Origin of the sequence: Bacillus sp. SIMBA_031 (assembly GCF_046535225.1) — a bacterium.
Lineage (GTDB): Bacteria > Bacillota > Bacilli > Bacillales > Bacillaceae > Bacillus > Bacillus velezensis.
Genome location: NZ_JAWRXC010000004.1, coordinates 221221 through 245573, shown reverse-complemented (window position 1 = coordinate 245573; position 24353 = coordinate 221221). Strand labels below are relative to the sequence as shown.

General features: G+C 48.7%; 21 protein-coding genes. 13 read left to right on the top strand and 8 right to left on the bottom strand.

Going from position 1 to position 24353, the window contains the following annotated elements:
* Nucleotides 1–7: 7 nt before the first annotated feature.
* The 11 genes from SB724_RS13890 to katX all read left to right on the top strand — a co-directional run bounded on the left by SB724_RS13890 (nt 8) and on the right by katX (nt 10870).
* Nucleotides 8–904, top strand: coding sequence for an ABC transporter substrate-binding protein (locus SB724_RS13890; RefSeq protein WP_007614657.1), 897 nt, complete (start codon nt 8–10; stop codon nt 902–904).
* Between the two features lie 103 nt (nt 905–1007).
* Nucleotides 1008–1358, top strand: a complete 351-nt coding sequence (locus SB724_RS13885; RefSeq protein WP_410571577.1) for an ArsR/SmtB family transcription factor — start codon at nt 1008–1010, stop codon at nt 1356–1358.
* 13 nt (nt 1359–1371) lie between these two features.
* Nucleotides 1372–2670 carry an arsenical efflux pump membrane protein ArsB gene (locus tag SB724_RS13880; RefSeq protein WP_032875696.1) on the top strand — a complete coding sequence of 433 codons (1299 nt, stop codon included), beginning with the start codon at nt 1372–1374 and terminating at the stop codon, nt 2668–2670.
* 153 nt (nt 2671–2823) lie between these two features.
* Nucleotides 2824–3135, top strand: coding sequence for a PTS sugar transporter subunit IIB (locus SB724_RS13875; RefSeq protein ID WP_007614670.1), 312 nt, complete (start codon nt 2824–2826; stop codon nt 3133–3135).
* A gap of 14 nt (nt 3136–3149) precedes the next feature.
* Nucleotides 3150–3467 carry a PTS lactose/cellobiose transporter subunit IIA gene (locus SB724_RS13870; RefSeq protein ID WP_007407750.1) on the top strand — a complete coding sequence of 106 codons (318 nt, stop codon included), beginning with the start codon at nt 3150–3152 and terminating at the stop codon, nt 3465–3467.
* Between the two features lie 18 nt (nt 3468–3485).
* Entirely contained in the window at nt 3486–4805 is a 1320-nt protein-coding gene (gene celB / locus SB724_RS13865) for a PTS cellobiose transporter subunit IIC (protein WP_410571574.1), read from the top strand.
* A gap of 29 nt (nt 4806–4834) precedes the next feature.
* Nucleotides 4835–6235: a glycoside hydrolase family 1 protein gene (locus tag SB724_RS13860; protein ID WP_410571573.1), complete on the top strand. Its 1401-nt coding sequence runs from the start codon at nt 4835–4837 to the stop codon at nt 6233–6235.
* A gap of 19 nt (nt 6236–6254) precedes the next feature.
* Nucleotides 6255–7136 carry an ROK family protein gene (locus SB724_RS13855; RefSeq protein ID WP_410571571.1) on the top strand — a complete coding sequence of 294 codons (882 nt, stop codon included), beginning with the start codon at nt 6255–6257 and terminating at the stop codon, nt 7134–7136.
* Entirely contained in the window at nt 7133–8077 is a 945-nt protein-coding gene (manA, locus tag SB724_RS13850; RefSeq protein WP_265972642.1) for a mannose-6-phosphate isomerase, class I, read from the top strand. Before SB724_RS13855 ends, manA begins: the two co-directional genes overlap by 4 nt.
* Nucleotides 8078–8096: 19 nt before the next feature.
* Nucleotides 8097–9179 carry a glycosyl hydrolase gene (locus SB724_RS13845; protein ID WP_410571568.1) on the top strand — a complete coding sequence of 361 codons (1083 nt, stop codon included), beginning with the start codon at nt 8097–8099 and terminating at the stop codon, nt 9177–9179.
* A gap of 77 nt (nt 9180–9256) precedes the next feature.
* On the top strand, nt 9257–10870 hold the full coding sequence (katX, locus tag SB724_RS13840) for a catalase KatX (RefSeq protein ID WP_285980065.1): 1614 nt from the start codon (nt 9257–9259) through the stop codon (nt 10868–10870).
* A gap of 38 nt (nt 10871–10908) precedes the next feature.
* Here katX and SB724_RS13835 read toward each other — a convergent pair whose 3' ends face one another.
* Nucleotides 10909–11895 carry a choloylglycine hydrolase family protein gene (locus tag SB724_RS13835; RefSeq protein WP_265972639.1) on the bottom strand — a complete coding sequence of 329 codons (987 nt, stop codon included), beginning with the start codon at nt 11893–11895 and terminating at the stop codon, nt 10909–10911.
* A 316-nt stretch (nt 11896–12211) separates the two neighbouring features.
* On the opposite strand from SB724_RS13835, the gene SB724_RS13830 reads away from it, so the two are divergent.
* Nucleotides 12212–13570: a purine-cytosine permease family protein gene (locus SB724_RS13830; RefSeq protein WP_015240847.1), complete on the top strand. Its 1359-nt coding sequence runs from the start codon at nt 12212–12214 to the stop codon at nt 13568–13570.
* Nucleotides 13571–13583: 13 nt separating this feature from the next.
* Here SB724_RS13830 and SB724_RS13825 read toward each other — a convergent pair whose 3' ends face one another.
* The 5 genes from SB724_RS13825 to SB724_RS13805 all read right to left on the bottom strand — a co-directional run bounded on the left by SB724_RS13825 (nt 13584) and on the right by SB724_RS13805 (nt 20341).
* Nucleotides 13584–14414: an NAD(P)H-hydrate dehydratase gene (locus tag SB724_RS13825; protein ID WP_265972638.1), complete on the bottom strand. Its 831-nt coding sequence runs from the start codon at nt 14412–14414 to the stop codon at nt 13584–13586.
* A 90-nt stretch (nt 14415–14504) separates the two neighbouring features.
* On the bottom strand, nt 14505–16235 hold the full coding sequence (gene cydC / locus SB724_RS13820; protein WP_039253327.1) for a thiol reductant ABC exporter subunit CydC: 1731 nt from the start codon (nt 16233–16235) through the stop codon (nt 14505–14507).
* On the bottom strand, nt 16232–17935 hold the full coding sequence (gene cydD / locus SB724_RS13815) for a thiol reductant ABC exporter subunit CydD (RefSeq protein ID WP_265972635.1): 1704 nt from the start codon (nt 17933–17935) through the stop codon (nt 16232–16234). The genes cydC and cydD overlap by 4 nt, the downstream gene beginning before the upstream one ends.
* Nucleotides 17935–18951, bottom strand: a complete 1017-nt coding sequence (gene cydB / locus SB724_RS13810; RefSeq protein WP_410571564.1) for a cytochrome d ubiquinol oxidase subunit II — start codon at nt 18949–18951, stop codon at nt 17935–17937. The genes cydD and cydB overlap by 1 nt, the downstream gene beginning before the upstream one ends.
* Nucleotides 18935–20341 carry a cytochrome ubiquinol oxidase subunit I gene (locus SB724_RS13805; RefSeq protein ID WP_410571562.1) on the bottom strand — a complete coding sequence of 469 codons (1407 nt, stop codon included), beginning with the start codon at nt 20339–20341 and terminating at the stop codon, nt 18935–18937. The genes cydB and SB724_RS13805 overlap by 17 nt, the downstream gene beginning before the upstream one ends.
* A gap of 502 nt (nt 20342–20843) precedes the next feature.
* Between SB724_RS13805 and cimH the strand changes: the two genes are divergently transcribed.
* Nucleotides 20844–22187: a citrate/malate transporter CimH gene (gene cimH / locus SB724_RS13800; protein WP_410571560.1), complete on the top strand. Its 1344-nt coding sequence runs from the start codon at nt 20844–20846 to the stop codon at nt 22185–22187.
* 34 nt (nt 22188–22221) lie between these two features.
* On the opposite strand, the gene SB724_RS13795 is transcribed toward cimH, so the two are convergent.
* Both SB724_RS13795 and SB724_RS13790 read right to left on the bottom strand, forming a co-directional pair.
* The gene (locus SB724_RS13795) at nt 22222–23064 is read right to left on the bottom strand and encodes a polysaccharide deacetylase family protein (protein ID WP_061861669.1); all 843 of its coding nucleotides are present in this window, start codon (nt 23062–23064) and stop codon (nt 22222–22224) included.
* A 99-nt stretch (nt 23065–23163) separates the two neighbouring features.
* A complete protein-coding gene (locus tag SB724_RS13790; protein ID WP_029325758.1) occupies nt 23164–24264 on the bottom strand; it encodes an ABC transporter ATP-binding protein in 1101 nt (366 codons plus the stop codon).
* Nucleotides 24265–24353: the final 89 nt, after the last annotated feature.

Below are 24353 nucleotides of genomic sequence, written 5' to 3'. Positions count from 1 at the left end.
TATTCCCATGAAAAAAATAATTGCGCTCATCAGTTTCATGTGTATTTTCTTATTGGCTGCCTGCCAATCTGATTCAACACAGCCGGAGTCAAAAAAGAAATCCGGCGATCATAAAATCGCTTCGATGTCCATTCACCTGACAAATGATCTGCTGGCTCTCGGCGTTACACCTGCCGGTTCCGTCGTGGGCGGAGAATTAAAAGATTTTCTCCCTCATGTGAAAAATCAGCTGAAAGACACGAAAAAACTCGGACCTGCCTCAGACCCGGATATGGAAGCTTTACTTGAGCTGAATCCAGACAACATTTATCTTGATAAAGAATTTGCGGGAAAAGATGTGTCAAAATACAAGAAAATCGGAAACACACACGTTTTCGACCTTGATAAAGGCACTTGGCGCGATCATTTAAAAGACATCGGAAAAATCGTCAACCGTGAAAAAGAAGCGAAAACATTTATTCAAGATTACGAAGATGAAACAAAACAAGTCAGATCCATGATGAATAAGGAATTAGGGAAAAACGCCAAGGTCATGGCGATCCGCGTGAACGCAAAAGAGCTTCGCGTCTTCAGCACACGCCGCCCGATGGGACCGATTCTGTTTGACGATCTGAAGCTGAAACCGGCTGATGGCATTAAAGAAATGAACACTTCCCGCCCTTATGAAGTCATTTCTCAAGAAGTGCTGCCTGATTACAACGCAGATGCGATTTTCGTCGTCGTTAACAGAGACGACAAGTCACAGCAAGCCTATAAAGAATTGCAAAAAAGCGCTGTATGGAAAGGGCTGAAGGCCGTGAAAGCAAACCACGTCTATAAAATTGCCGATCAGCCTTGGCTTGATTATTCAGCACTGGGAAATAAATTAGCAATGGATGAAGCGAAAAAACTGTTCCAAAAATAAACATGAGCCGGTTTTGCAAAAAGTGCAAGACCGGCTTTTTTTATATTGTCGTTTACTTATATAAACATCTGCTTATATAATAGTGTGAAAAAGGAGTGAGCGCATGGAACGGCGGCATCATGCTTTAAGTTCCGAAGGGATCAGCCAGTGCCTCAAGCTTCTAAGCGACCGGACGAGGCTTTTGATGCTGAAGCTTCTGGAGGATAAGGAATATTGTGTCTGCGAGCTGACGGCTATTTTTGATATAAGTCAGCCCGGCATCAGCCAGCACTTGCGGAAATTAAAGAACGCCGGCCTTGTGCGGGAGAGACGCGAGGGCCAGTGGCGGTACTATGCCTTTCATCCGTCCGGTCCGGAATACGCGCTGATTTGCTCGATTCTGCAGCAGATAGATGAAAAGGACGAAGTTTTACAGACATTGCGGCAAAAAGAAGTCACTGTTACATGCCGGTAAGGGGGATATATTCTTGGGAGTTGCGGTTTTATCAGCGCTGATTTTTGTGCTGACACTTGTGTTTGTCATATGGCAGCCGAAACATGTATCAATCGGCTGGTCTGCCTGCGGCGGAGCGGTCCTCGCTTTGATCGCCGGAGCAGTCAGCCTGCACGATATCGCGGAAGTGACGGGAATCGTCTGGAATGCGACACTTGCCTTTATCGCCATTATTATCATTTCATTGATTCTTGACAGTATCGGTTTTTTTGAGTGGGCCGCGCTGCATATGGCCATGGCGGCCAAAGGCAGCGGGCTGCGGATGTTTCTCTATGTGTCGGTCTTAGGGGCTGTTGTCTCCGCCCTGTTTGCCAATGACGGAGCGGCGCTCATTTTGACGCCGATCGTACTGGCGATGGTGCGGGCTTTGAATTTACCTGAAAAGCTGGTTTTTCCGTTTATTATCGCCGGAGGATTCATCGCCGACACCACCTCGCTTCCGCTCGTTGTAAGCAATTTGGTCAATATTGTATCCGCCGATTACTTTCATATCGGGTACATTGAATATGCATCACGCATGCTGGTGCCCAACCTTTTTTCTCTGGCGGCAAGCATTTTGGTGCTGTATCTCTATTTCAGAAAAAACATTCCGAAACGGTATGACACCGGTCTTGTGAAACATCCGGCATCCGCGATTAAGGATGAACGCCTTTTCCGGTTATCGTGGGCTGTGCTGGCCGTTTTATTGATCGGATATTTCGTCAGCGAACTGCTGTCGATACCCGTTTCCTTCGTTGCCGGCTCCATCGCGGTCATTTTTCTCATTCTGGCGCAGCGAAGCCCCGCCGTCCCTGCGAAACAAGTCATCAAGGACGCCCCGTGGGCCATCGTGTTTTTTTCTGTCGGCATGTATGTTGTCGTGTACAGCTTGCGGAATGCCGGACTGACGGATCTTCTTTCTCAGCTTATTCAGAAAGCGGCGGATCACGGTTTGTTTGCGGGCACACTCGGAATGGGGTTTATCGCTGCGATTCTCTCCTCCGTTATGAATAACCTGCCGACGGTGATGATTGACGCCATAGCCATCAGCGGAACGGGCACTCACGGGCTGATGAGAGAAGCATTGATTTACGCGAATGTTATCGGTTCGGACCTCGGGCCGAAAATCACGCCGATCGGATCGCTGGCGACATTGTTATGGCTCCACGTGCTGAGCCGGAAAAACGTGAAAATTTCCTGGGGAATGTATTTCAAGACAGGTCTGATATTAACCATTCCGACGTTATTTATCACCCTGATCGGACTCTATTTATGGCTGTTATGGCTCGCTTGAGATGAAAAACCTTTTAAGTTGAATCTTAAAAGGTTTTTTTGTGTCAAAAATCCGAAAAGTAAAACTTTTATATTTTAAAAGTATAGACATTTAAATTCAAAAGATTATAATATTCATGAAAACGTTTTAACTTTACGAAAGAAGGGATTCCTCATGAAAAGAATTTTATTAGCCTGCAGCTCAGGCATGTCCACCAGCCTTCTTGTCACGAAAATGCAGAATTACGCCCGCTCCATCGGTGAGGAAGCCGAGATTTGGGCAGTCGGACAGGATAAAGCAAAAGAAGCGATGAAAGATGCAGACGTCGTACTGATCGGCCCGCAGATGAGTTTTTTAAAAGGTGAGCTTCAGAAAGAGGCGGACCCGCTTCACATCACCGTTGATGTGATTGATATGATGGCATACGGCATGGGGGACGGCAAAAAAGCATACGAACAGGCCGTTGCCTTGATAGAGAACAAATAAAGGAGGCGATAAGCATGGAAACGTACACGGATGAACAGATCAGTTTTCAGCTGATTCTTCACAGCGGCAATGCCCGCAGCAATATTATTCAATCGATACGCGCTTATAAAGACGGCCGGACAGATGAGTCAGACACCTTTCTGACAAAGGCTGAAGAAGAACTGGGGAAAGCGCATGACATCCATTTTCAGATGATTCAAAAAGAAGCCGGCGGCGCCAAGACGGATGTCTCTCTGCTTTTTATGCATGCTGAAGACCACTTAATGTCAGCGCTTTCAATGAAAGAGCTCGTTAAAGAAATGCTCGACTTATTTCAATCAAAAAATTTATAGAAAGCCGGGGGTGAAGACGTGTTTGAGAAAATCAGCCAATTCCTTATTCCGATCGCTGGCAAATTAAACAATAACCGCTACTTGCAAGTCTTACGGGATGCTTTTATGCTGGCGTTTCCGCTGACCATTTTCGGTTCGGTGTTCGTCGTGCTGACGAACCTGCCGTTTTTAAACAAAATCATGAGCAGCTCCGCACTGTCTGTCTTTCAATCCGGATTTGGCGGCGCTTCGACGGCGACGATGGGGATTATGTCCATTTTTGTCGTCTTCGGGATCGGCTATTACCTTTCCAAAAGCTACGAAGTGGAGGCCGTATTCGGCGGGGCGATCGCATTGGTTTCTTTTCTGCTGCTCACCCCGTTCGTCTTAGAGCCGGAAACGGGCAAAGCGGTCGCAGGCGTCATTCCGGTTGACCGGCTTGGAGCAAAAGGGATGTTTCTCGGCATGATAACCGCTTTTTTGTCAGGTGAAATCTACAGAAGAATCGTCCAGAGAAACTTAACGATTAAGATGCCTGCCGGTGTTCCTCCGGCTGTTGCTAAATCGTTCGCCGCATTGATTCCGGCTTTTATCACGCTTACCGTCTTCCTCTTGATCAATGCGGCTGTCACCCAGATCTTTCACACCAATCTGTATGATGTCATTTATCATACGGTTCAAGCCCCGCTTGTCGGACTTGGAAGCGGCATCATCCCTACATTAATCGCTGTTTTCTTTATTCAGATTTTATGGTTTTTCGGCCTTCACGGACAAATCATTATCAATTCCGTGATGGACCCGATTTGGAATACATTACAGGTCGAAAATTTGGCTGCGTATACAGCGGGAAAAGAGATTCCCCATATTATTTCTAAGCCGTTTATGGAGATTTACACCGTCGGAATGGGCGGAACCGGAATGACATTGGCCATAGTGATCGCCATCTTGCTTTTTATGAAAAGCAAACAGATGAAACAGATATCCAAACTCGGTCTCGCGCCAGGCATTTTCAATGTCAATGAGCCGGTTATTTTCGGTTTGCCGATCGTGATGAACCCGATCATTATCATTCCGTGGGTGATCGCGCCGATGGTTGTCACCCTTGTCACCTACCTGGCCATGTCGGCGGGGATCGTGCCGCCTCCTACCGGCGTGACCGTGCCTTGGACCGTCCCCCTATTCATTAACGGGATTATGGCGACCAATTCCGTCATGGGCGGCATTATGCAGCTGGTCAACCTCTGTATTGTGTTTGTCATCTGGTTCCCGTTTCTTAAAGCGCTGGACAAATTAAACATGGCAAAGGAAAAAGAAGCTGAGACCGAGCAGCATGCCCGGGATGACAGCATGAGTATGTAATCAAAATCGCAGTAAGGGAGAGAAATCAATTGACTGAATCAAATATTCAATATCGTTTTCCGGAAGGATTCTGGTGGGGGTCTTCCGCCTCCGCCACCCAAACAGAAGGCGCCGCCGACAGAGACGGAAAAAGCCAAAACATATGGGATTACTGGTATGAAAAAGAGCCGAGCCGTTTTTTTAACGGCGTCGGTCCCGGCGACACGTCACGTTTTTACGATCAATACAAGGAGGATATCCGGCTGATGAAAGAAATCGGCCACAACTCCTTCCGGCTGTCTATTTCCTGGTCAAGATTGATTCCGGACGGAACTGGCGAGGTCAATCAGAAAGCGGTCGCGTTTTATCAGGACGTCATCGATGAAATGCTTGCCCATCATATTGAGCCGTTTGTCAATTTGTTTCACTTTGACATGCCGCTCGCCCTTCAGCGGAAGGGGGGCTGGGTCAGCCGGAACACCGTTGACGCGTTTGAACATTACGCCAAAACATGCTTTTCGCTATTCGGTGACAAGGTGAAAAAATGGTTCACTCACAACGAGCCGATTGTGCCGATTGAAGGCGGCTACTTATACGACTTTCACTACCCGAATCACGTTAATTTTCAAGAAGCGGTGCAGGCCGGTTTCCATACCCTGCTGTCGAATGCAAGGGCTGTCAAAGCCTACAGAGAATTGAAACAGGACGGACAAATCGGAATCATTCTGAATCTGACGCCTTCTTATCCGAGAAGCTCACATCCTGAAGATGTCAAAGCGTCCCGGATTGCCGACGCCTTTTTCAACCGCTCATTTTTAGATCCCGCCGTAAAGGGCGAATTTCCTGAGGAGCTTGTCGAGATTTTCAAGGCGGAAGGCTTTCTGCCGCATTATGAGAAAGAAGATCTCCGCCTCATTCAGGAGCATACGGTCGACCTGTTAGGCGTGAACTACTATCAGCCGAGGCGCGTCAAGGCAAAAGAACATGTTCCGAATCCGCATGCCCCTTTCCTGCCTGAGCGTTTCTTCGATCCGTATGTCATGCCCGGCCGGAAAATGAACCCTCATCGCGGTTGGGAAATTTACGAAAAAGGAATCTACGACATTCTCACCAATCTCAGAGAACATTACGGAAATATCGAGTGTTTTATTTCTGAGAACGGCATGGGAGTAGAAGGCGAGGAACGCTTCCGCGATGAAAACGGCATCATTCAGGATGATTACAGGATTGAATTTATCCAGGAACATCTGAAATGGGTGCATCGGGCCATCGGGGAAGCTTCAAATGTAAAAGGCTATCACCTGTGGACTTTCATGGACAACTGGTCTTGGACAAATGCTTATAAAAACCGCTACGGCTTTGTATCTGTCAATCTGGAAAACGGGGGCGAACGGACCGTCAAAAAAAGCGGCCGCTGGTTCAAAGCCGTTTCCGATCAAAACGGATTTTAACAGATGAGGAGGGACGGCCATGCTTGGAGGTATTGAAGCCGGCGGCACGAAATTTGTCTGTGCCGCCGGACAAAGAGACGGCACCATTCTGGACAGAGCAGAGTTTCCGACGGGAGAACCGGATGACACACTCAGACAGGTGATCCGTTACTTTAAAGATTTCCCGATAGACGCCATCGGCATCGGGTCGTTCGGGCCGATTGATATCCGTCCCGACAGTCAAACATACGGGTGCATCACCGCGACGCCGAAGACAGCCTGGCGGAACTGCCCTATTCTTCAAACGATCAAAAGCGCTCTGGATATTCCCGCAGGCTTCACCACCGACGTTAATGCGGCGGCGCTTGGAGAAGCTTCTTTCGGCGCGGCCAAAAACGCGGACAGCTGCCTCTATTTGACGGTCGGCACAGGCATCGGCGCGGGCGCCATCATGAACGGCAGATTTGTTCAAGGGCTGTCTCATCCTGAAATGGGCCACATTTATGTCAGAAGACATCCGGACGACGGCTACAAGGGCAATTGCCCGTACCATACAGATTGTCTGGAAGGCCTCGCGGCAGGCCCCGCCATTGAGAAACGCTGGGGGAAAAAAGCATTTCTGCTCACGGATCAGCAGGAAGTGTGGGAGCTTGAGGGCTATTATATTGCCGAAGCGCTTGTGCAGTATATTCTCATACTTTCGCCGGAAAAGATCATTCTCGGCGGGGGCGTCATGAAGCAGCATCAGCTGTTCTCTTCTATCCGTCAGCACGTGAAAAAGCGGCTGAATCAATATATTGATCTGCCCGATATTGAAAAATACATCGTTCCCCCTCAATTAGGGATTCACTCCGGCGCGGCCGGTTCGCTCGTATTGGCGGAGCAGGCCTTAGAAGCGGCAAACCGGGAGGCGGGAAAATGACGAAACTCTTATTTTTGGAACCGGTTTTTAAAGAAAGATTATGGGGCGGGACGAAGCTGCGCGATACATTCGGGTATGAGATTCCTTCTGAGCGGACGGGCGAGTGCTGGGCGATTTCAGCTCATCCGCACGGCACATCCATCGTGCGGAACGGGCCTTTTTCCGGAACATCATTACACCGTCTCTGGAATGAACACCCTGACCTGTTCGGACATCCGAATGAAGAGGCTTTTCCCCTGCTCACAAAAATTCTTGACGCTGATATGGATCTATCCGTGCAGGTGCATCCGGATGACGCATATGCACATCGGCATGAAAACGGAGAACTCGGAAAAACGGAATGCTGGTACGTGTTGGACTGCAAAAAAGACGCGGAGCTCATTTTAGGGCATCGCGCCCAAACAAAAGAAGACTTCGTTCAGCTCATTGAACGAAACGAGTGGGATCACCTGCTCCGCCGCATCCCCATTAAACCCGGCGACTTTTTCTATGTCCCGAGCGGCACACTGCACGCTTTATGCGAAGGTACGCTCGTTCTTGAAATCCAGCAAAGCTCTGATGCCACCTACCGGCTTTACGACTATGACCGGACGGATGGGAACGGGAATAAACGCGAGCTTCATCTTCAGAAAGCAATTGACGTAACAGAGATTCCGCATACCGATGAAAAAGTAAAAAGCACAAAGCATCGGATCGGAGATGCTCTCATTACAATACTCGCAGAGACACCGTTCTTTTCAGTTTATCAATGGAATGTGAGCGGGAAAGCATCATTCCCCGCACCCGGCCGGTATTTACTCGCAAGCGTCATTAAAGGACGCGGAGAACTGGATGGATGCCCCGTTCACAAAGGCGATCACTTTATCGTGCCGGCGGATTCCGGAGGTTTTGTTATAGAAGGAGATTGTGAGGTTATCGTTTCACATCCTTCATCACCCTAAAAATCAGGAGGTCTTTTTTATGCTCAAAAAGTTAGCTGTCTGCCTGTCTATCGTTTTATTACTCTTAGGAGCCGCCAGTCCGATATCGGCTCAAACCGTTTATCCCGTCAACCCAAATGCCCAGCAGACGACAAAAGATATCATGAACTGGCTGGCGCACCTGCCCAACCGTTCAGAAAACAGGGTCATGTCCGGGGCGTTCGGCGGGTACAGCGATGTCACTTTTTCAATGACAGAGGAAAACCGCTTGAAAAACGTGACGGGACAGTCTCCCGCCATCTACGGCTGTGACTATGGGAGAGGATGGCTTGAAACAGCGGATATCACCGATTCTATCGATTACAGCTGCAACAGCAGCTTAATCTCATACTGGAAAAGCGGCGGCCTCCCTCAGGTCAGCCTGCATCTCGCAAATCCGGCTTTTCCATCCGGAAACTATAAAACGGCCATCTCAAACAGCCAGTACAAAAACATCCTGGACCCTTCAACTGTTGAAGGAAAACGCCTTGAGGCGCTGCTCAGCAAAATCGCCGACGGCCTTACTCAGCTGAAAAATCAAGGCGTCACCGTTCTGTTCAGACCGCTGCATGAAATGAACGGCGAGTGGTTCTGGTGGGGGCTGACAGGCTACAACCAAAAAGACACGGAAAGAATCTCGCTGTACAAAGAGCTTTACAAGAAGATATACCGTTATATGACAGAGACAAGAGGATTGGATAACCTTTTGTGGGTGTATTCGCCGGATGCCAACAGAGACTTTAAAACAGACTTCTACCCAGGCTCATCTTATGTGGATATTACCGGTCTGGACGCTTACTTCACTGATCCGTATGCGATATCAGGCTATGATGAAATGCTGTCTCTGAAAAAACCGTTTGCCTTTGCCGAAACCGGTCCGTCCGGCAATATCGGAAGCTTTGATTATGCTGCTTTTATCAATGCGATCAGGCAAAAGTATCCCGAGACAACGTACTTTTTGACATGGGATGAACAATTAAGTCCGGCGGCCAATCAAGGCGCGCAAAGCCTTTATCAAAACAGCTGGACGCTGAACAAGGGCGAAATATGGAACGGCGGGTCCTTGACGCCGATCGCGGAATAACTGTTTCTTTTGAAAATCGGTTTTAAGAAACGGCTCTGCTGGGCATATTGTTACCGTTCAAAAAGGAGGGTTCAACAATGGAAAATAACAAAAACAGCGAAGAAACGCTTTCCAGTAAGACGACCGGTAAAGGCGAGTCAGAAGACACGCTGACAAACCGGCAGGGCCATCCGGTCACTGACAACCAGAATGTCAGGACAGTCGGCAATAGAGGACCGACGACATTGGAGAATTATGATTTTTTGGAGAAAATCAGCCACTTTGACCGCGAACGGATTCCCGAGCGCGTCGTTCACGCGCGCGGCGCCGGAGCACACGGATACTTTGAGGCGTACGGAAGTTTTGGAGACGAGGAGATTTCTACATACACAAGAGCGAAAGTGTTTCAAAAGAAAGGAACGAAAACTCCGGCGTTTGTGCGGTTTTCTACCGTCAACCACGGAAAGCATTCCCCGGAAACATTGCGTGATCCCCGGGGTTTTGCCGTTAAGCTTTATACCGAAGACGGCAACTGGGATCTGGTCGGCAACAACCTGAAAATCTTTTTTATCCGTGATCCGCTGAAGTTCCCGGATCTTGTGCACGCATTTCAGCCTGATCCCGTTACGAACATTCAGGACGGCGAGCGTATTTTCGACTTCATTTCCCAATCACCTGAAGCGACTCATATGATCACTTTCTTGTTTTCGCCGTGGGGCATCCCGGCCAACTACCGGCAGATGCAGGGCTCAGGCGTCCATGCCTACAAATGGGTCAATGAAGAAGGTAAAGCCGTGCTCGTCAAATATCACTTTGAACCGAAACAGGGCATCCGCAACCTGACACAGAAGGAAGCGGAAGAGATTCAGGGGAAAAACTTTAACCATGCGACACAGGATTTGTATGAAGCGATTGAAAAAGGCGATTACCCTGAATGGGAAGTGTATGCGCAAATCATGACTGATGACGAACACCCCGAGCTGGATTTTGATCCGCTTGATCCGACCAAGCTGTGGTATAAAGACGATTTCCCTTGGAAACCGATCGGTAAATTGGTTCTGAACAAAAACCCGGAAAACTACCATGCCGAGGTGGAACAGGCCTCATTCGGAACGGGCGTGCTTGTGGACGGCCTTGATTTTTCAGATGACAAATTACTTCAGGGGCGGACATTCGCCTATTCAGATACCCAGCGGTACCGGGTCGGCGCAAATTACCTGCAGCTTCCGATCAACTCGCCGAAAAAGCATGTCGCCACCAACCAGGAAGGCGGGCAAATGCAGTATCGGGTCGATCGGGCAGAAGGACAAAACCCGCACGTCAACTATGAGCCGTCCATTATGGGAGGACTCAACGAAGCAAAGCAGGATGGGAAAGACCATACACCTCATGTCGAAGGCGATGTGAAGCGGGAAGCGATCGACCGGTCGAATAATTTCGGCCAAGCCGGTGAAACGTACCGCAGATTTTCGGAATTTGAACGGAACGAATTGATCACAAACCTGGTCAATACGCTTTCTTCCTGCCGGAAAGACATTCAGGATCAAATGATTGAGAATTTCACAAAAGCAGATCCGGACTACGGAAAACGTGTTGCGGAAGGGCTGAAAAAAGCCTCCGAAAGCAACAGCGGCGGACCGATCGGCACTACAGATACGGCCCAAGCCGCAAAACAGGCTGAACAGGAAAGCCATCCGTCTGATCCGTATTAAATAAAAAAACAGGACAATCGCGTCCTGTTTTTTTTGAGCTAATTCAGCTCCTGTATATTCTGCTCCGCCGCGGCCGCAAATACTTTCGGCTCCGGACGGTCAACATCTTCATGGAGTAAACTTACTTTGTGAATCTGCCGGTTGTCGTACAGATGAAAGTAGTAGTTCCCGGTGTCACAGCACATGACCGACGTATACTGCGTATAATCAATTTCATTCTCCTCTGTGATCACCGCGCCTTTTGGAATATTCACATTGGACAGCACGTGAAAAGCGGCCGTAACGCCATCCGTTTCATGAGCGGCAGGCTCTAAATGCTCTTTCAGATAAGCGGCTCTGATGAATCGGGATGGCGGCGTGTAATCACCGGGAAGCCCGATCGTTCCAGATCCTTGGCCGAAAGCGGTTAATGTCATTCCGCCCAATGTTTTGCTTTCTGACTGCTGCGGCCTGATTCCGATATAATGGCGCAGATTGGTCACATGCCAAGGAAATTCCGGACTGTTGGTCATCACTCCGGGTTGGTTGTCATATACTTTCATTCCCTCCGGTGTCGGCTCGATGACAATGCAGCCGCCCGTGCGGTCTGATAAAATCCAATGAAGAGGCAGCACCGTATCCAATAACATTAACTTCTTCTCTACAATCGTCAGCATTGAGAGCTTTTCCTTTATGTCATCAAGAGATTCACAGTTTGATAAGGCCCAGGTGACAAACTCATGAGGAGCGATGTGACAGGTGCCCTCCCGTTCCGCTTTCTCGTATCCCGCAAAGCCCGGAAAATACAGCGTCGCACACGACAGCCCTTTTTCATTTACGCCATCGGCAAACAGAACATTGCCGAGATTTCTCCCCATGCCGATAAATGCGTATTTCGTCTTATGCATCCTGCCGTCAGCTTCGCTTTTCCAGCTGTACTGACGAGGGTAAAGCACGACGTCCGTACCGAGCTGAAATGCAAAATCCATCGTTCGCGCCAATAGGTGATTACCGTCTGCCGTTTTCAATGTAAGACTTGTACACATATCATCAATCCCCTTTTCATTAATGAAATTTACACAAAGTAAACTATTCTTTCAGCTTAACGAATAATGGCTCCATTCGTCAAAAGATTGACACATTTCTCCTTAATACATATTAGTCCGTAAGCATATCCATGCCTTTTAAACCCTGGCAAATCGTTTTGGCGGCAGTGTTTGTACCGTTTTTCAAAAAAACTTTTGAACGGCTGTCAGCGAGGCTTTACAATGTTTTTCCTGCATGCTGGAATTTGTAAACGGCAGGTCAATCTGTTAAGCTATGTTTTTATGTTAAAGAAGAACATACGGAGGAGATTATCTATTGAAAGTAGAAAGGCGAACGATTGAACATATTCCGCATGACGAAAGACACGGAAAGGCTAAAGATTTATTCCCCGTCTGGTTCGGGGCTAATATGCATATTACGACGTTAGTCACAGGCACACTGCCCGTTACAATGGGACTCGATCTCTTTTGGAGTATCGCCGCCATTATTATCGGGACCTTTATCGGCGCAATCTTTATGGCGTCTCATTCCGCACAAGGACCTCAGCTCGGAATTCCGCAAATGATTCAAAGCCGCGCGCAATTCGGCGTGATCGGAGCGATTCTGCCCCTCTTTTTGGTCATGTTTATCTACCTGGGCTTCTTTGCGAGCAGTACGATTCTCGCAGCCGGTACATTGAGCAGCTTTGTACCGATTCCGGCTTCATGGTGTATTATCGGCTTAAGCGCCATCTGTTTTTTACTCACGATCTACGGTCATGATCTGATTCACAAAATGCAGAAAATCCTCTCTTGGACCTCCTTTGCCGTTTTTTTTGCTGCAACGATTCTTATTTTTCAACTGCCGATTCCTTCAGGAAGCTGGGTGCCCGGCTCATTAGATCTGCCTGTTTTTCTAGTGGCGGTCAGCGCGGTGGCCACATGGCAGCTGGCATATGCGCCATATGTCGCAGATTATTCCCGTTATCTGCCGGTCAAAACACCGGCATCGCATACCTTTTGGTACAGCTACGCAGGTACGTCAGTCAGTTCCATCTGGATGATGCTTCTCGGCGCCATTTTGACGACGGCGCTCCCGGAATTTACCGCTAATGCGGGAAATGAGATTGTCCGATTGTTCGGTCCGTTTTCCTTCATTATGCTGATCATTGTCCTGTTCGGACAAATGGCGATCAACGTCTTTAATTTATACGGAGCCTTTATGTCAACGACGACTACTTTGGAGCCGTTTTTAAAACTGAAGGTGACGCCGAAAACGAGAGTGGTAATGATCCTTTGTGTGACGGCAGCGGGTACTGTATTAAGTCTCTTGGGCCAAAGCAATTTCATGGAACTGTTTTTAAATTTCATCTTTTTCATCAGTTATTTCTTAATTCCATGGACGGCGATCAACCTCGTGGATTACTATTTTATCCGACGCGGAAAATACCACGTCAAATCGATGTTTGATGTCAACGGACAATATGGCAGGGTCAATTGGATTACAGCGGCCGCCTTCGTTTTGTCGATTATATTAGAAATCCCGTTCATCAATACATCCTTTTACATCGGGCCGCTCGCTGAAATATTCGGCGGAGGCGACATTGCCTGGGTCATCGGCCTGGCCGTTCCGTCGCTGCTGTATTATGTCCTGATGAAATCAAGGGTAAAACAACAAGAGGCGCCTTCTCTATGAAGACGCCTTTTCTTTATTCATATTCCTTCCATACACGCGGCAGCAGTTCAGAAAGTTCGTGCGCCAATAAGGTATGGGCGGAGCGCTCTTTCGTCCATAATTCCGCACATTCGCCGTGAAGTCGGACGGCGTTCAATACGGCATGCTGCGGGTCTTGATGACAGCACAGCATGCCGAGAATCATTCCCGTCAGCGTGTCGCCGGTCCCCCCTTTTGCAAGCGCGCCGTTTCCGGTTGTATTTCTGCGGCATTCCCCGTCGGGAAAAGCGATAATGGTTTCGTTTCCTTTCAAGACAATCGTGGCGTGAAGCAGCTCCGCCCATTCCGCGGCATATCCCGCTCTGTTCTGCTGAATCTCTTGAATCGGAAGGCCTGTCATTCTGGAAAATTCGCCGGGATGAGGCGTCAAGATCACAGGGGCTTTCCTCTTTGGATAGGTTCTTTTCGTAATGGCGCCCGCGTCCAGTATGACGGGATAATCGGCAGAAAGCAGCTGATCAGCCGCCTGCTGCACTTCGTCTGTTTGGGGAAGGCCCGGTCCGATGGCAGCGGCCCGGATGGTTTCCCCGGGCTGGCCCGCCGCGGCTTTTTTCCAGCCGTCACGCCAGTACGTCGCTTCCGGCAGCACCGGGACGATAAGCGGAATGACGCCTGCCGATGTACCGATGACGAGCTTGCCGACACCGCTCCTCATCGCGCCCAATCCGGCCAGAAGGGCGGCTCCCGGCATGTCTTCGCTACCGGCCAGTAATAACGCCGTCCCGAACGTCCCCTTATGGCTGTCTGCCTCCCGCTTCGGCAGCGTATCTTTCACATCCTGTTCCGTCCAATCCATTATATTCATCTCTGTACCTCCTCTTCTGTCTCCTATTTATATTCCAAACAAGAAGAGATTTTAAACCGCACAAAAAAACAGCCGCTCGTTTGCGGCTGTTTATGTTCTGATCGGAACATCAAGACGGTAAAGCTTCCGGTACCGTTCGTTTTCTGCAAGCAGCTCTTGATGGGTTCCTTCCATTTCTGCTTTTCCATTTTCTAAAAAGACGATTTTATCAGCTGTTTCCACACCCGCTAAATGGTGTGTAATCCAGAGGATCGTTTTCTCTTTAAAGACATCAAAAATCGTATCAAGCAATTCGCGTTCAGTGACCGCATCAAGGCCGACCGTCGGTTCATCAAGGATAATGACCGGCGTGTCTTGGAGCAGAATACGGGCAAGCGCGATCCGCTGCCGTTCCCCGCCTGAGAAACGAATCCCCGTCTCCTGCACAGACGTTTCATATCCGTCAGGCAATGATTCAATATAATCATGCAGCTTCACTTGCCGAGCCGCACGCTTAACATCTTCATCACTCGCCTTGCCGTTTCCGAGCCGGATATTGTTCATAATGCTCGTGTTAAAGAGATGAGGTTTCTGATTCAAAACGGCCACCGCTGAGGAAATCTGCTCCTGCACGGCCGCAGTTTCCAGCCCGTTCAGCATCACTTTGCCCGAATCGGGAACTAAGGCGCCTTCAATTAAAGCGAGAGAGGTCGACTTACCGGAGCCGCTCCTGCCGAGCAGCGCCATTTTTTCACCTTGGCGGAGAGTGAAGGAAAAACGGTCAAGCACATGACTGTGCTGATCATAAGAAAACGTCACGTTATCAAATGTAAGTGTCACATCCGATACATCCAGTTTCTCATCTGTCTGCTTCACCTCACGACTTCGCAGCTCCGGAGCCGCCTTACTCATTCTTTTGATGGAATCCTGATAAGAAGGCACTTCCGTCAGCGCATCCGAAAGGGGCAGAAACGCCTCCGTCAATGGAAATACGACAAGCACAAAGGCCGCAATCATCGTGTTGGCGATGCTGCCGTCCGCATACTGACCCGCCGTCCAGAACAGCATGATCAATATGAAGCCACCGACAAGACATTGCGCGGCGAGATCACGCCATCTCGTAAACCGCTGACGTTTGCTTTCAAGGTCAAACCACGCCTTCTCTTTCTCTTCATATGAGGAAATAAAGGCCGCCTGGCGTCCCGAGAACATCCAGTCGCTCACGCCGAGCACGGCATCTGTCAGCCGGCTGTAGAGCGTATTCCGGCCGCTTTTCAGCCTCATGTTTTTCGCTCTCGTCACAAGAAGCGACACAACCGGAAACAATACAACCAATATAAACAGGTAAATCGCCGCAAAAGCGGCAAACGGCCAGGAAAAAAAGCCGAGTCCGATAACGGATGCCGCATACAGCAGCAAAGCGGAAACCGCCGGGAAAATCGTTTTTAAAAACGCATCCTGCAAATGCTCAATATCCTCAGCCAAAATGCCGAGCATGTCGCCCGTCCGAAAACGGGATGAAAGCATGAGCGAGGCCGGCTCCAGCATATTGTAAAGCCGCACCCGCATGTCGGACACGATTTTCAAAATGATATGGTGCCCCGTCAGACGCTCGGCGTACCGTGAAACTGAACGGGCAATCCCGAAGGTGCGCACGGCCACAATCGGAACGTACACCAGCAGGATATTCTCAGGCCTGGTCGCCGACTTAGAGATCAAAAAACCGGAAGTGAACATGAGAAAGGCCGCCGAAAAAATCGTCACCGCGCCTAAAAAAATCACAAGAACAAACAAACGGGCATTTTGCTTCATATACGGCAGAATCCATTCTTCTTTTCTCATGTTCTTTCCCCCAGTTGCGCCTTTACAAGTTTGGCGTATACGCCTTGTTTCTCCATCAATTCGTCGTGGGTGCCGATTTCCGCCACCGCGCCGTCATCAAGCACGATAATTTCGTCCATCTCAAGCATCCAGTGAAGACGGTGAGTGGCCAGAAAGACAAGTTTGTTTTCAAACAGGTCTTTCATCGTTTCTTTTATTTCATATTCTGTTTCAATATCAAGGTGAGCGGTCGGCTCATCCAAAAGGAGAATCGGCCGGTTTCCTAAAAAGGCTCTGGCCAGCGCGACACGCTGAGCCTGTCCTCCGCTGAGCATCCGTCCGCCCTCGCCGATCCGGCCGTCAAGACCGCCGGGCAGATCACGGATCAGTTCGGAAAGACCCGCCGAAGCAGCGGCCTGCGCCGTTTCCTCACGGGAAGCATCAGGATGATAAAACCGGATATTATTCAAAAGCGTGTCATCAAAAATGTACGGGTGCTGCGGAATATAAAGCAGCTGCTTCTGCCAGCCGTCCGACTGCAGATGCGAGCGGGATTCACCGTTTACCTTGATCTCACCGGACGCAGGCTCTAAAAAGCCGCCCAGCACATCAATGAGTGTCGATTTTCCCGCACCGCTTTCCCCGATAATTCCGATTTTCTTCTTCCCTTTAAAGGACAGATGAAATTCAGACATCGATTCTCGGACGGACAAACGCGTAAGCTGTAATTCATCCCCGTCAGTCCACGTATCAAGTTCGAGCGGCTTTTCTTCTTTAAAACCGGGCTGCGCCAAAATCGCTTGAATGGTTTTCCCCGCCTCCTGCCCGTTTAACGTCGCGTGGTAATCATTCCCCACTTCGCGGACCGGGAGAAAATATTCAGGCGCGAGAATCAGCGCGGTCAATGCCGGCCCGAGCAGAATTTGTCCGTCTATCAGCCGCAAGCCGAGAAACACCGCCACTGTCGCCACCGACAGCATCGTAAAGAAATCCAGGGCGAATGATGATAAAAACGCGACCCGGAGCGTGCTCATCGTCGCCTTGCGGTATCTCTCACTGACATGAAAGATGTTTTTACTGTGTGATTTGCTTAATCCTAAAAACCGCAATGTCTCCAGTCCGCGGAGCGAATCCACGAAATGATTGGAAAGCGTCTGATAAGACTTCCATTGGCGATCGGCTTTTTTCTGTGCGACAAGTCCGAGCAGAATCATAAATACAATCAAAATCGGAAGCGCAAGAATCAGAATCAATGCCGACGTTTTATCCTGAAAAAACACGTAAATAACAACGGCCGCCGGCACAATCGCCATGCTGACCATTTTCGGCAGAAACAGCTCTAAATAACGGCGGAACTGGCTGATGCCTTCCATCGCCAGCGTCACCATCCGGCCCGTCCCCTCTTTTTTCGCGAAGCGGGGGCCGAGACGGAACAATTGCTCAAGAAATCTTTTTCTTAAGTCTGCGCCGGTTTGCGCGGCATATTGGTACACGATTTTCTGCCGGGCCGTTGTCACCGCATGCCGGACCAAAAACGCAAGCAGGAAAAAGCCGATAACCGGATAAAGAGAAGCAATCCGCTTCCCGTTAAATAATCCGGTTACCGCCTGGCTCAGCCATTCCGCCTGCAAGATGATGGCAGCCGTTTGTATAATCGTTAATCCCGTAATGATCGCAAGAATCCGCTTCATTCCTTTATAAAGAAACAGGTCTTTTCCCATTAATAAGTCATAGGCTCCTTATGGCTGACGCGTTTCCGGAAGACATAATAGCTCCAGATCTGACTGCCGATGACAAACGGCAGCAGAGTCAGTGCGACAATTGTCATGACCTTAAGTGAATAATCACCGGAAGACGCGTTAGCTACTGTTAAGTCATACGCGCTTGTCAGCGAGCTGACCATGACGCGCGGAAACAGAGAGATAAAAATCATCGCAACTGTCAAAGCAAGACCCGCGCCGGTCATACCGAATGCCCAGCCGTCTTTTTTCTTGCTCATGAACACAACGGCAAGAACGTTGCAGATGACAATCAGCACGAATACCGGAATCGTGATGTTTGCCCGGCGTGTAAACATATCCGTATCGTATGCAGACATCGCAAAGAAAGCAAGTACAACAAGAAAGATAATACCGATTACGCGTTTCGCCATTTTTCTCGCACGCTCTTGTAAATCACCGATCGTGCGCAGGGTGATAAACATTAAACCGTGCAGGAATGAAAAAAGGGTGACGGCTGCTCCGCCAAGAACGGAATACACGTTCACAATATCTGAAAAACCTGCGTGAATGTTCATATGTCCGTCAATCGGCACACCGCGGAACAAGCTTGTGAAAATAAGTCCGAATACAAATGGCGGGATAAGGCTGCCGAAGAAAATCACCCAGTCCCATGTTTTGACCCATTTCAGATTATTCACTTGGCCGCGGAATTCAAATGCCACGCCGCGCCCCATCAAGGCAAGAAGAATGATGATAAACGGAATGTAATATCCGCTCAGCATCGTCGCATACCAGTTCGGGAATGCCGCGAAGATCGCTCCCGTACCTGTGATAAGCCACACCTCATTCGCATCCCAGAACGGACCGATGGTGTTAACCAGCACTCTGCGTTCTAATTCATTATGGCCAAGAAATCGGGTCGAAATGCCGACACCGAAATCAAAACCCTCTAAAAAGAAAAATCCGACAAACAAAACTGAAACGAGTATAAACCAAAGATCATGAAGTGACCCCATGGTAGACCTCCTGACTGAACGGATCTGTTGATACAGGAACATCCTTATGATCATCATGGTCCGCACCTTTTTTAATTTCACGAACGAATAGGAAAACAAGCAGCGCGCCTAAAATCAAGTACATGACGCCGAAGCTGATAATTGAAAACAGCAGAGATCCCGTCGTTACGTTAGGAGAAACGGATTGTGCGGTCGTCAATTGCCCCATGACCGTCCACGGCTGGCGGCCGATTTCAGTCATAATCCAACCGGCAGAGTTCGCAATGAATGGGAATGCGATCAGTGCGATCATGCCCCGTAAATACCACTTGCTCGTATGAAGCTTTTTGCGGCGGTTCAGAATAAAACCGGCAATCGCGGCAAAAATCATAAGCGCGCCCGCTCCCGCCATAATGCGGAAACTCCAGAACGTCGTTTTAACAGGCGGGATATAGTCGCCTTTTCCGTACGTTTTTTCGTATTCTTTTTGAAGTGTTTTCATCCCTTTCACACTGCCGCTGAACTTCTGGTAAGCCAAGTAGCTGAGTGCGTAAGGAATTGAAATTTCTGATGTGTTTTTTTCTTTATTCGTATCAATATTTGCAAAAGCCGTCCACGCGGCAGGATCACCGCTGTCATCCCAAAGCGCTTCACTGGCAGCCATTTTCATCGGCTGCGATTCCATTAAATGCTCAGCCTGCATATGTCCGCTGAACGCAACGCCGATACCGGCGATCAGACCGACAATCATCGAAAGCTTGAAAGATTTATGGAAGAAAGGCACTTCTTTTTTCTTCAATAATTTAAATGCGCTGACACCGGCGATAAAGAAAGCACCCGTCGCAAGCGCTCCGAAAATGACGTGAGGGAATTCAACCCAAAGCTGAGGGTTTGTCAAAAGCGCCCCGAAATCATTCATTTCCGCGCGGCCGTTTTTAATCGCAAAGCCGACCGGCTCCTGCATGAATGAGTTTGCCGTCAAAATCCAGAAAGATGACATAATCGTTCCGAAGGACACAAGCCAAATGCAAAGCAAATGCACTTTTTTAGATAAACGGTCCCAGCCGAAAATCCATAATCCGATAAAAATAGACTCCATAAAAAACGCCAAAAGCGCTTCAACCGCAAGCGGAGCTCCAAATACGTCTCCGACAAAACGGGAATAATCAGACCAGTTCAATCCGAACTGGAATTCCTGAAGAATCCCTGTGACGACGCCGACAGCGAAGTTAATTAAAAAGAGATGCCCCCAAAATTTAGCCATTTTGAGATAGGTCTCTTGTTTTTTGAAAACATAAAGCGTCTCCATCAAAGCAACCATAAACACAAGCCCGATAGACAAAGGCACAAACAAGAAGTGAAACAATGTTGTAGATGCAAATTGAATGCGGGCTAATACCAACTCACTCATGATGTTTTTCCTCCAATCTGGTAAATTGCTCAACATTTCACAAACATAGCGAAATCATTGCTCGGTATTTCACAAAAAATGATATATTTGCTCAATGTTTCACAAATTCGTCAAAACTATTGAAATATCAGCCTGTACACCCTGGGGGACAGCGGCTGTCATAGAAATGATTCAATATCATTACTTTACAACGATTCAGCCTAAAAAAAAAGATCAATATACCTAAAATAAGGCTGAAATTGTGACCGATTATTGTCGGATTTGTAGAGATTTTATGTCAGCACCTAGGATATTTGTCCCTTTGATATCGTACCTCTTTTTTATTCGTGTGGCGAACAAAATGCTTTTCTCGGTGAAAAAGCCCGCCAAATCGCCATTTCGAGAAAGAAAATGTGAAGAAAGCATGCTCTCTAGTAAATTCATAATATATCAACAATTTAAATTTTTTAGTATACTTTAAATGGGGATATTTTTTCACTACATAACGACTGGGGGAACAAGCATGGGAGAACTTCAACCAAAATTGCAAACGGATTCAATCCAAAAACAGGAACGGACTGATAACTGGTTTGCCAGAGCAATGAATATAAGAATCGGCATTATTCCTCTTCCTATTTATATCCTGCTTTTTTTGCTTATTACGGTGTTTGTCATGAGCCATGATGTAAAAAGCGACATTCTGACATCAATTGCCGTCATGAGTTTTTTCGGATTTACCTTCGGCCAGATCGGAAAATCCATTCCGATCGTGCGGTCCATCGGCGGCCCTGCGATTCTCGCAACCTTTATTCCATCCGCTGTCGTCTACTACCACCTGCTTCCGAAAGACATTATTACTTCAACAACAAAATTTACGGAAAGCTCCAACTTTCTCTATCTATTTATTGCCGGTATCGTCGTCGGCAGTATTCTCGGGATGAAAAGAGAGACGCTCGTCAAAGCTTTCGTCAAAATTTTTATTCCGCTGATCACCGGCTCGATCGCGGCCGCCATCGTCGGCTTATGCGTCGGGACGCTGCTCGGGCTCGGCTTTCAGCACACGCTGCTTTATATTGTCGTTCCGATTATGGCGGGGGGTGTCGGTGAAGGCGCGATTCCTTTATCCATCGGCTACTCCGATATTATGCCGATGTCCCAGGGAGACGCCTTTGCGCTTGTGCTGCCGTCCATCATGCTCGGCAGCCTGTGCGCCATTATGTTATCGGGTTTGCTGAATGTCATCGGGAAACGCAAACCGGAATGGACGGGCAACGGGAAGGTTGATAAGTCTGATCATTCCGCTCCCGCATTGGAACAGCCGGCCAATGATAAAACGTTTGATTTGTCATTTTTCGCTTCGGGCGGTATTTTAGCGGTTTCCCTCTATTTGGTCGGCATGCTGGCGCATGATTTCTTTCAGCTTCCGGCTCCTGTCGTGATGCTCGTCCTTGCCGTTCTCATTAAGCTGTTCAGGCTGGCGCCGGCTTCGATTGAAAACGGAGCCTTCGGCGTCTCGCGCTTTTTCTCGACAGCCGTGACCTATCCGCTCTTATTTGCGATCGGCGTTTCAATGACACCGTGGGACAAGCTGATTGCGGCGTTTACGATCAGCAACATCATTACCATTTTATCAATCGTCGTCACGATGATGGCCGTCGGTTTTCTGACCGGAAAATGGATGAATCTGTATCCGATTGAGACGGCGGTTATTAATGCCTGCCATTCCGGCCAGGGCGGCACCGGCGACGTCGCGATCTTGAGCGCCGCTGAACGGCTTGAGCTTATGCCGTTCGCCCAAGTGTCGACCAGAATCGGCGGAGCGATTACCGTGAGTGTCACCCTTCTGCTGCTTCATCAATTCTATTAAACTGAAAAGAGCCTCCGCATATGCGGAGGCTCTGTTATTTCATCACATTTTGAATATAAGAGCCGAATGCCGCGCCGGACATGCCCGGCGACACACGGACGCGGTGAAGCCCGTAAAGCCCCTGATCTCTTGACGCCGCTCCCGGCTCCGTCGTAACCGCCATACGGTAGCCTGACGCGGCGGCGGCTTTTAATGTTTCCTTATTATATCGTCCGACAGGGTAGCTGATCATAGACGTCCGCTGCCCGAACATTTGATCAAATAAACGTTTAGAGTCCTTCATTTCACGTCGCTGCTGCTGCGGTGTGAGCCCGTTCAATTCGAGATGGTTCATCGTATGGCTCTGAATGGAAATGCCGTGGGCGGCCATCTCCTTCATCTGCTTCTCAGTCAAATGATTCTTATGCCCGATAAAGTTTCCGATCATAAAGATTGTCGCTTTCATCTTGTATTTCTTTAAAATGGGATAGGCCGCTTTCACATTGTCGGTATAGCCGTCATCAAATGTGATCAGAACACATTTTTCACGCGGCTCCTTATCCTCCGTCAGCATCAGATAGGCCTCTTCAGGAGTCATCGTATAATAGCCGTGATCATGAAGCCACTTCATATGCTGCCTGAATTCTTCCTTCGGCACACGCAGGCTGTTTCCCTCAGAAATGCTGTGGTACATCAGAATCGGCAGTCTTGCCGTTCCTTTCGTTTTAACCCAGGCGGACGTATCCGGCTCTTTTTTGATTTGGCGCTTTACAGATTTTTTATCGTGGTGCGCTTCTGCCTTCGGAATGCTTTGTTCGGCGCTTGCCTCATGGCCCGAGCAGGCGGCAAGCGTAAACACGGCAGCCAAAAGGCACATGCACATGATCATGCGTTTCATCGTTTTCCTGCTTTCTGTCTTCTATTTACTTTTTATATCGGTTATGCGTCATAAATTGTTACATCAAAAAAGCCGGACATCCAGCTGTCCGGCTTTGCGTTATGAGCGGATTCTGATTTCTGTTTCACTGTCAAAAAAGTGAGCCTTATTCATGTCGAAAGCGACGGTCAATTCCTCACCGGCACGTATGTCATGGCGAGCGTCAATCCGGGCGATAAAATCCTGATCCCCGATCCGGGAATAGACCATAATTTCTGACCCGAGCAATTCCGCGACATTGATTTTAGCTGTGATGGATGAATTCTTATAGGATTCCACCACAATCAGCTCGTCATGTATGTCTTCCGGGCGGATGCCGAAGATAACATCTTTGCCGGCATACCCTTTTTCCCGTAGCATTTTCATTTTCCCTTCCGGCACGCTGAGAGCGGCTGAACCGATCTGAATGGCGCCGTCCGTCAGCTTTCCTTTGAAAAAGTTCATCGCCGGGGAGCCGATGAACCCGCCGACAAATACGTTTTCCGGATGTTCATACACGTCTTTCGGGGTGCCGATCTGCTGAATTTTTCCGTCCTTCATGACGACGATGCGTGTCGCCATCGTCAGTGCTTCTGTTTGGTCGTGCGTCACATAGATTGTGGTTGTTTGCAGCCTTTGATGCAGCTTAATAATTTCTGCCCGCATCTGCACCCGAAGCTTTGCGTCCAGATTTGACAGCGGCTCATCCATTAAAAACACTTTGGCGTCCCTGACAATCGCCCGTCCTAATGCAACCCGCTGCCGCTGCCCGCCGGAGAGCGCCTTCGGTTTGCGGTGCAGATACTCTGTGAGCCCCAGCATTTTCGCCGCTTCTTCGACCCGTTTTTTTATCTCCGGTTTCGGCATCTTCCTCAGCTTCAGACCGAAAGCAATATTATCATAGACCGTCATGTGCGGATATAACGCATAGTTTTGAAACACCATGGCGATATCCCTGTCTTTAGGAGCGATGTCATTCACTCTCGTGTCACCGATATAGAAATCACCCTTCGTTATATCCTCCAGCCCGGCAACCATCCGCAAAGTTGTCGACTTGCCGCAACCCGACGGACCGACAAACACGATAAACTCTTTATCTTTAATATGAAGGTTAAAATCATCGACAGCCGCTTCTTTTTGATCGTAATACTTATAAATATGCTCCAGCCGAAGTTCCGCCATGTCATCTCCCCTTTTTTGTAAACGCTTTCTTAAATAGGATTGTAACAGCGTCAGGCGGCGGCGGATATAGGCAATGTTCATAAAAAAAG

What these genes read in the sequence shown, in the direction of transcription:
- SB724_RS13875 (WP_007614670.1), top strand. Translation starts at nt 2,824, where the DNA reads ATGAAAAGAATTTTATTAGCCTGCAGCTCAGGCATGTCCACCAGCCTT.
- manA (WP_265972642.1), top strand. Translation starts at nt 7,133, where the DNA reads ATGACGAAACTCTTATTTTTGGAACCGGTTTTTAAAGAAAGATTATGG.
- SB724_RS13825 (WP_265972638.1), bottom strand. Translation starts at nt 14,414, where the DNA reads ATGAATATAATGGATTGGACGGAACAGGATGTGAAAGATACGCTGCCG.
- SB724_RS13795 (WP_061861669.1), bottom strand. Translation starts at nt 23,064, where the DNA reads ATGAAACGCATGATCATGTGCATGTGCCTTTTGGCTGCCGTGTTTACG.
- SB724_RS13890 (WP_007614657.1), top strand. Translation starts at nt 8, where the DNA reads ATGAAAAAAATAATTGCGCTCATCAGTTTCATGTGTATTTTCTTATTG.
- cydB (WP_410571564.1), bottom strand. Translation starts at nt 18,951, where the DNA reads ATGGGGTCACTTCATGATCTTTGGTTTATACTCGTTTCAGTTTTGTTT.
- SB724_RS13790 (WP_029325758.1), bottom strand. Translation starts at nt 24,264, where the DNA reads ATGGCGGAACTTCGGCTGGAGCATATTTATAAGTATTACGATCAAAAA.
- SB724_RS13870 (WP_007407750.1), top strand. Translation starts at nt 3,150, where the DNA reads ATGGAAACGTACACGGATGAACAGATCAGTTTTCAGCTGATTCTTCAC.
- SB724_RS13845 (WP_410571568.1), top strand. Translation starts at nt 8,097, where the DNA reads ATGCTCAAAAAGTTAGCTGTCTGCCTGTCTATCGTTTTATTACTCTTA.
- katX (WP_285980065.1), top strand. Translation starts at nt 9,257, where the DNA reads ATGGAAAATAACAAAAACAGCGAAGAAACGCTTTCCAGTAAGACGACC.
- SB724_RS13835 (WP_265972639.1), bottom strand. Translation starts at nt 11,895, where the DNA reads ATGTGTACAAGTCTTACATTGAAAACGGCAGACGGTAATCACCTATTG.
- cimH (WP_410571560.1), top strand. Translation starts at nt 20,844, where the DNA reads ATGGGAGAACTTCAACCAAAATTGCAAACGGATTCAATCCAAAAACAG.
- SB724_RS13855 (WP_410571571.1), top strand. Translation starts at nt 6,255, where the DNA reads ATGCTTGGAGGTATTGAAGCCGGCGGCACGAAATTTGTCTGTGCCGCC.
- SB724_RS13885 (WP_410571577.1), top strand. Translation starts at nt 1,008, where the DNA reads ATGGAACGGCGGCATCATGCTTTAAGTTCCGAAGGGATCAGCCAGTGC.
- SB724_RS13805 (WP_410571562.1), bottom strand. Translation starts at nt 20,341, where the DNA reads ATGAGTGAGTTGGTATTAGCCCGCATTCAATTTGCATCTACAACATTG.
- cydC (WP_039253327.1), bottom strand. Translation starts at nt 16,235, where the DNA reads ATGAGAAAAGAAGAATGGATTCTGCCGTATATGAAGCAAAATGCCCGT.
- cydD (WP_265972635.1), bottom strand. Translation starts at nt 17,935, where the DNA reads ATGGGAAAAGACCTGTTTCTTTATAAAGGAATGAAGCGGATTCTTGCG.